This window comes from Hydrogenovibrio sp. SC-1, assembly GCF_002848135.1.
In the GTDB taxonomy this organism is placed as follows: domain Bacteria; phylum Pseudomonadota; class Gammaproteobacteria; order Thiomicrospirales; family Thiomicrospiraceae; genus Hydrogenovibrio.
The window spans coordinates 1-6,469 of sequence record NZ_PKGB01000035.1 but is presented as its reverse complement, the minus strand read 5'-3'; the positions used below and the strand labels follow the sequence as shown (position 1 = coordinate 6,469).

The window sequence follows — 6,469 nt, the reverse complement described above, 5'->3', positions numbered from 1 at the left end:
ACCGGCCAAATACAACCCTAGCGCCACCATAAAGCCCCCAGCAATCACTTGCAAAGTCAGCTGAACAGGCAAAAAAGTGGTCAGTGAAATCAATGAGTGGCCTAACCAGCCGAATAGGCTACCGATCAGGACATAACTGGTTAAGCGTCCACCGTTATAGCCCAATTGATAGGGCAACATTTTCCACCAACTCAATTGCACTTCTGGCTTCAAATTAAACGTTAAGCTGCCAACCACACCGCCACACATGCCTAAGCAGTGTACGCCCCCTAGTAAGCCGACAATCAGTGCTGTGACATAAATAGACTCTATCATCGACGCTCCATATCCATCGCCCGATAAGAAATGGCTTCGGCCAAATGTTGTGATGTCACCTCTGGCTGTTGAGCCATATCGGCCAAAGTACGACTCATACGGAGCAATCGGTGATATCCCCTTGCAGATAACCCCAATCGATCAACCGCCTGTTTTAATAAATCTTGTGCAGCGGTATCTAATATCACTTGTGATTCCAATTGTTTGACCGTTAAGTGCGCATTTAAGCACCCTTGGCGTGCCAATTGTGACTGTTGGCAGGCGGTGACTCTTTCTCTCACTATCGCACTGGTTTCGAAAGGCTCAGGAGACTGCCCCGTTAAGGCTTCAAAATTAACCGCAGGCACTTCTAAGTGACAATCGATGCGGTCTAGTAATGGACCTGAAATCTTGCGTCGGTATTTTATAATCTGCTCTGGCGTATCCTGACAGCTGTCAAATACAAAATTAAATGATAATATGGAATATAAAAAGGTCATTTCTACAAAATTAAATGATAATTTGAGCTATAGGATTTCACAATGTGCCGTTTTCCCTACAATAATAAATGAGAATGTTTGCCATGCCAGTTAGAAAAATTCCGCTGAACTATCGTAACATTACAGGATATGTCCATAGCGATAAAAGTGACGCTTACACATATTTTGAATCGAGTCTTGAACGTGATGCTCTCATCTTATGCGAATTTGATTTTCGGGTTAAAGCATTCAAGACTCAACCACGTCGATTTGACTATATTCTTGATGGCAAAAAACGACATTATACTCCAGATATTTTGGTTGAATACATCAATGGACAAAAGCACTATGTGGAAATCAAATACCGAGAAGACCTTAAAAAAGACTGGCATAAACTCAAACCCAAATTTAAAGCCGTAATAAAGGAATTGAAACCCGAACCCAATACGCGGTTCAAGATTTTCACCGACAAAGAAATCCGCACACAACTTCTAAAGAGCGCAACGTTTCTACTGCCCTACAAAAACCGACCTTATGAAGAATACCAACTAGCCACTATTCGCAAAATACTCTCTCGTGGCCTAGCTATGCCAATCAATGAATTACTGTCACTTTGTACAACCGATGAGATGGAACAGGCCGAGTTTTTGAACAGTCTATGGTATGGCATTGCCAATCGTATAATTGAGACAGATCTTCATGCTCCACTGAGTATGAGTCAATCGGTTTGGGTGCTATGTGATACGACGAATGATGATCTTGGTAATAAAAATGACAACAAGGGCGGAGACCTAGTATGAAAGAAATTCGATTTGAAGTTGGAGCCGAAGTATTTCATGGAAATTCCCGTTACAGGATCATACAGGTAATTGACCTTGAACACGTTGCTGTTCGCAGTTCATTTTCCGGTAACATCAAAAAACTGCACATTTCTGAAGTGTCATCCGAGCCGAATGATCCAGAAAATCCAACAGAAATCATTCCTGCCAAAGATCTCTTATCCATCCCGAATGAACAATGGCAAGAGATTAATAAAAAGGCTTTGCTCTTTAGCCAAATTATGCAAGAAAACGATGAATGTATCCGCCGTAACAAAATCAGAGAAGCCGCTATAGAATTGAGCGTTTCTGAACCAACGATTTATCGCCAACTTCATAAGTACAAAGAATCCAAAGGTAATCCACTCGTTTTGCTCAGAAAAAAACGTGAAGATTCAGGTCGGTTGGTACCGGAAATCGAAGACTTGGTTCAAAAACACATCACTCGGTTTTTAAGCAAGATTCAGCTCAAGGTTACCGACATTTACCGCGACCTTGAACTGGATGTGATCAGGTTGAATAAAATCAGGTCTGAGTCTGGACTTGAACCTTTGGGAAAACCACATATCAACACGATTCGACACCGAATCGACCTGTTAAGTGCCGCAGAGATAGCTGCCAAGCGTAAAGGCAAGAAAGGACAGGATGCACACCGACCAATTATGGGGAAATTTCCTGAACTGCAAAAACCATTACAGGTTGTGCAAATTGACCATACCCCGGTTGACTTGATTGTGGTGGATGATGAAAACCGGCTAGAGATCGGGCGACCGACCATTACACTGGCCATCGACGTCTTCAGTCGCATGGTCACTGGTTTTTATATTTCGTTGGAAAAGCCCAACACGCTATTAACCGGAGCTTGCTTGACGCATTCGATTCTGGATAAGAAAAAATGGCTTCTTGATCACAAAGTGGAAGGCGAATGGCCAGTTTACGGAGTAATGGAAACCATCCACACGGACAACGGCCTTGAATTTCATGGTAAGTCATTGAAACGCGCTTGTGAAATCTACAAAGTCAACATGACCAAACGCCCAGCAGGAACCCCGCGATACGGCGGTCATATCGAGCGATTGTTCAAGACATTTAACGATGGTGGCATTCATGCCCTCCCAGGCACCACAAAATCAAATGTTCAAGGCCGTGGTGAATACCGTTCGGAAAAGCAGGCGGCCATGACGTTATTTGAATTTGAGACATGGTTTACAGACTTTGTAGTGAATGTATATCACCGGACAGTTCATTCTGAAATAGGCATGACGCCTTTGGAAAAGTACAAGCGCGGAATAATTGGAGACGAGAACTCACCTGGCTGTGGCCTGCCGCCTAAAATCGACAACCCGATCAAACTCAAAATCGACTTTCTTCCTTATAAAGAACGCAGTGTTCAACAATATGGTATTAAGTTGTTTGGAATTGATTACTTTCATGATGTTGTGCGTAAATGGATAAAACAACCTGATAAGAACCGTAAAGGGGCACAGAAGTTTATTGTGCGTTACGATCCACGGGATATAAGTTCGGTATTTTTTTTCGATCCAGACATGGAGTCTTATGTAGTGGTACCTTACCGAGACATCAGCCATCCAGCCATTTCACTTTGGGAGTTGAGAGAATTAAAGCGCCGGGCTAAAGAGGCTAACCCGTTACAAAAAACTGATGAAGAAGCCATTTTTGCAGCCCGTGCTCGAATGCAACGCCTTACCGAGCAGGCTAAAAAAGAAACTAAGCACGTTCGCCTTCAAAAGCAAAAAGAAGCTATTCGACAAAAAGAGTCACTACCCACCTTAGCCTCTGAAGCCGGACTAAAAAATAACGAAGACCTTAAAGGTTCGGTATTCAATCCCACCGTCGAGAGTATTGATGACGAAGACTTTGATAACATTCAACCGTTTGAGGACATTGACCAATGAGCCAGTATGACCACTTGTTAGACAAGGCGTTTGATCTTCTGAATGCTCCACTAAAAGAGCGTATTGAATATGTTAATAGTGATAAATGGATTGGGTATCCCCGCGCTCAACAGATTCTTGAACGGATGGAGGATTTTATCAGCTATCCAAAAGTAGAACGAATGCCAAACTTGTTAATTGTCGGTGACAGTAACAACGGTAAGACACAAATCTTGAAACGCTTTGCAGACCGCTACCCTTTGACAGTGGATGAAGAGGATTACACCAATCGGCAACCAGTGGTATTTATCTCAGCACCAGCCAAGCCTGATGAAAATGCTTTTTTGATTCGGATACTAGAAGAGATGATCGTGCCTTATGCTAAAAACGACAGTATAGAGGTTAAACGTCAAAAAGTTATCCGCAATATGGAGTTTCGCGAAACTCGAATACTGATCATTGATGAAATACAGCATATTATCGCTGGCTCTCATAACGCTCAAAGAGGGTTTCTCAATAGTATTAAAGATTTATCTAACGCTTTGAGAATTCCGATTATCGGTGCAGGTATCGAAGATGCATATCATGCAATACAGGTTGATCCTCAAATGGCAAATCGCTTTCAAATAGAGGCGCTTGCACGCTGGGAATTTAATTCCAGAGAGACCCGCAAGGCATTTGCTCAATTGATTAGGACTATTGAGGCTAGGCTTCCTTTACCAGAACCATCTTTTCTTTATAAAAAGCTCTTTATTGAGCAATTATATTACCTGAGTGAGGGACTTATCGGAGAAGTCGTATTAATTATCAGACAACTGGCCACTTACGCAATTAAGCATGATTTACCCTGTATTGATGATTCGGTATTCGGTGCATTAAACCTAGTACCTGCATCCAAACGAAAAGACTTATTAAAACGGCTTCGATAGTCATGAAACCAAAAAGACGCTATTTGCTTTATCCTCCATTCAAAGATGAGTTGACGACCTCATGGATTGCCCGCAATGCACTAAATTTCGGAATGAAACCGTCTCAGCTGGCAACACTAATTACGGAGAATGTAGAAGCATGGAAACCTGATCTAGATGTTTTCATCAATCCAATGTTTGCCAAAAGCATTGCGACCAATATCGGCATAGATCAGTCGGTACTTTACAGGCTTAGTTTTTATGGTTCTTGCGATTACTTTTATAATCAAACAGAGAAGACCTCTCAAGTTAAGTGGGTCATGCCATTAGGACAGAAGCTGAAAAACAAACAATTTAGCTTACAATACTGCCCTTGTTGTCTGGCCGAAGATGGGAAAAGACCTTACTTTCAGAAACATTGGAGGTTGGCCTTTATGACGGCCTGCCCTTATCATTCTGTGCAGTTGCATGATCGTTGCCCTAAGTGTCATAACCCCATTGAGCTGAAGCGATTACAGAAGAATGTAGAAGATGTACTGTATCACCCTGAAGATATAGCACATTGCTCAAAATGCGGGTTTGACTTGCGAGAAACCGACTATGTGCTGGCTTCTACAGATGAGTCTGATATTAATCGCATCAACTTCTTGCAGTCCACGCTTGGCTATGGGCAAGTTGGAAATTTGAAGTTTGCTTATTCCAATCTGTATTTTGAGGGCATCCGGCGCTTGTTGTCATTTTTGGTATGCCGCCCCAAGGGAGAAAGGTTGTTTATGCACTTGCGCCATGAACTTGATTTACGACAGATGTATCATCGTGAATTGATTGGTCACAATGTGGAGCCGGAGAGGTTGGAAATCGGTTTACGAAGAAGTGGCCTGGTCATGATTTACCACTTATTGCAGGACTGGCCAGAAAGCTTTGTGAAAGCCTGTAAAGCTACCAATACGTCCACTCACATGATCAAAACGCCTTATTTGGAGTTTCCGTATTGGGTGACGGATGCGCTGTTTTTTCAAATCAAGCAATACAAATATTCTGCTTGCGATGACGAAAAGTCGAACATTGTGGATTTTTTCGATAAACGATTAAAAAAGAAAATTAAGCCGGAGCAGGTACGGCGGTTTGTGAGGTATTATTTTGAAGAGCATTCGCAACGCTTATGAACTAAGGTTCTTCAAAAAGTATTCGGAAAAAGACGACCCCCTTGCCCTCAGAATCTGTCAGGCACTGGGATGAGAGTTTACTTCGCACAGCCTTTTAGGATGGACAATAGCTGTAGGATAGGTAAACAAAACAACTAGCCCAGAAAGGGTTATGACCATCAATCTTCGTTGGATGTGCTGAAAGAAAAGGAATTAAAGCCGGATGTTACATTTTAGTACTTAAATTCGGGGAGTAAAAAATCTCGTAATGAACGAGAGTATACTATAAGACATAATTTTAAATAGATTCTATGAAATGTAAGTGTGTATTAAGTAACAAGGGTTCTCCGTTGGTACCAATGGTACACTACCGCAATAAGCAATTGAATAAGTTATCATTAATATGATATCCGGAATGTATCAATCTGTTTTGCACCCGTTATTTAAACATTAAATTTCATCTGCCATCGCTCTTGGGACGGGGCGAGAGTGTTTGAAGGAGGTGTGTAAGAGGTTATTGTTTGATTTTATCTAAATCTTGATATTTGATGACAGGTGCATCAGTAATATTTAATTCCATACGTGAATCAAGAAGCTTTTGTGTAAAGAAACCATCAAAAGTCATTCCAACTGACGTAACAAAGACAATGAAAATTGTAAAAAATAGAGCCCAACGGTTAAAAGTTTTTTCAGCCTTCCCAAGCTCGCTCTGAACTTGATTTTTTAATTCTTGGTTATTTTCTCTTAACGTTCTGTTTTCATTGAGCAATCTTCTTTGATGCTTTAGCTCTTCTTCGGTAATGCCACTTTTACTCATCGTCTCGTTAATTTCATTAATTATAGAAAGTCCATCCGACAAGTTTTTAGAAAGATCTCCATAATAATCAATCCTACATGAATTCTCAAGTCTTACACCATTAATCTTTTCAA

Annotated in this window: 7 protein-coding genes; 4 read left to right on the top strand and 3 right to left on the bottom strand. The window is 41.4% G+C overall.

All coding sequences use genetic code 11. The features are described from left to right. Positions 1–315 (bottom strand): sulfite exporter TauE/SafE family protein (locus CYQ88_RS11345; protein ID WP_143483800.1); only part of this gene is annotated, 315 nt, incomplete at its 3' end. Further along, positions 312–794, bottom strand: coding sequence for an ATP-binding protein (locus CYQ88_RS11340; protein WP_101841448.1), 483 nt, complete (start codon positions 792–794; stop codon positions 312–314). The genes CYQ88_RS11340 and CYQ88_RS11345, both read right to left, overlap by 4 nt. Before the next feature lie 83 nt (positions 795–877). On the opposite strand from CYQ88_RS11340, the gene CYQ88_RS11335 reads away from it, so the two are divergent. The 4 genes from CYQ88_RS11335 to CYQ88_RS11320 are packed head-to-tail and all read left to right on the top strand — an operon-like array spanning position 878 to position 5,560. After that, positions 878–1,573: a TnsA endonuclease N-terminal domain-containing protein gene (locus tag CYQ88_RS11335; RefSeq protein WP_158236050.1), complete on the top strand. Its 696-nt coding sequence runs from the start codon at positions 878–880 to the stop codon at positions 1,571–1,573. Then, complete coding sequence (locus tag CYQ88_RS11330; RefSeq protein ID WP_101841446.1) at positions 1,570–3,507, top strand: Mu transposase C-terminal domain-containing protein; 1,938 nt, start codon at positions 1,570–1,572, stop codon at positions 3,505–3,507. Before CYQ88_RS11335 ends, CYQ88_RS11330 begins: the two co-directional genes overlap by 4 nt. After that, the gene (locus CYQ88_RS11325; protein WP_101841445.1) at positions 3,504–4,415 is read left to right on the top strand and encodes a TniB family NTP-binding protein; all 912 of its coding nucleotides are present in this window, start codon (positions 3,504–3,506) and stop codon (positions 4,413–4,415) included. Before CYQ88_RS11330 ends, CYQ88_RS11325 begins: the two co-directional genes overlap by 4 nt. A gap of 2 nt (positions 4,416–4,417) precedes the next feature. Further along, positions 4,418–5,560 (top strand): TniQ family protein, encoded by a 1,143-nt coding sequence (locus CYQ88_RS11320; protein ID WP_101841444.1) that lies wholly within the window; start codon positions 4,418–4,420, stop codon positions 5,558–5,560. A 493-nt stretch (positions 5,561–6,053) separates the two neighbouring features. Here the strand turns inward: CYQ88_RS11320 and CYQ88_RS11560 are convergent. After that, positions 6,054–6,469 (bottom strand): hypothetical protein (locus tag CYQ88_RS11560; RefSeq protein WP_158236049.1); only part of this gene is annotated, 416 nt, incomplete at its 5' end.

Bases quoted from the DNA above. Each gene is read 5' to 3' on its own strand.
- CYQ88_RS11320 (WP_101841444.1), top strand. From the start codon at position 4,418: ATGAAACCAAAAAGACGCTATTTGCTTTATCCTCCATTCAAAGATGAG.
- CYQ88_RS11330 (WP_101841446.1), top strand. From the start codon at position 1,570: ATGAAAGAAATTCGATTTGAAGTTGGAGCCGAAGTATTTCATGGAAAT.
- CYQ88_RS11340 (WP_101841448.1), bottom strand. From the start codon at position 794: ATGACCTTTTTATATTCCATATTATCATTTAATTTTGTATTTGACAGC.
- CYQ88_RS11325 (WP_101841445.1), top strand. From the start codon at position 3,504: ATGAGCCAGTATGACCACTTGTTAGACAAGGCGTTTGATCTTCTGAAT.
- CYQ88_RS11335 (WP_158236050.1), top strand. From the start codon at position 878: ATGCCAGTTAGAAAAATTCCGCTGAACTATCGTAACATTACAGGATAT.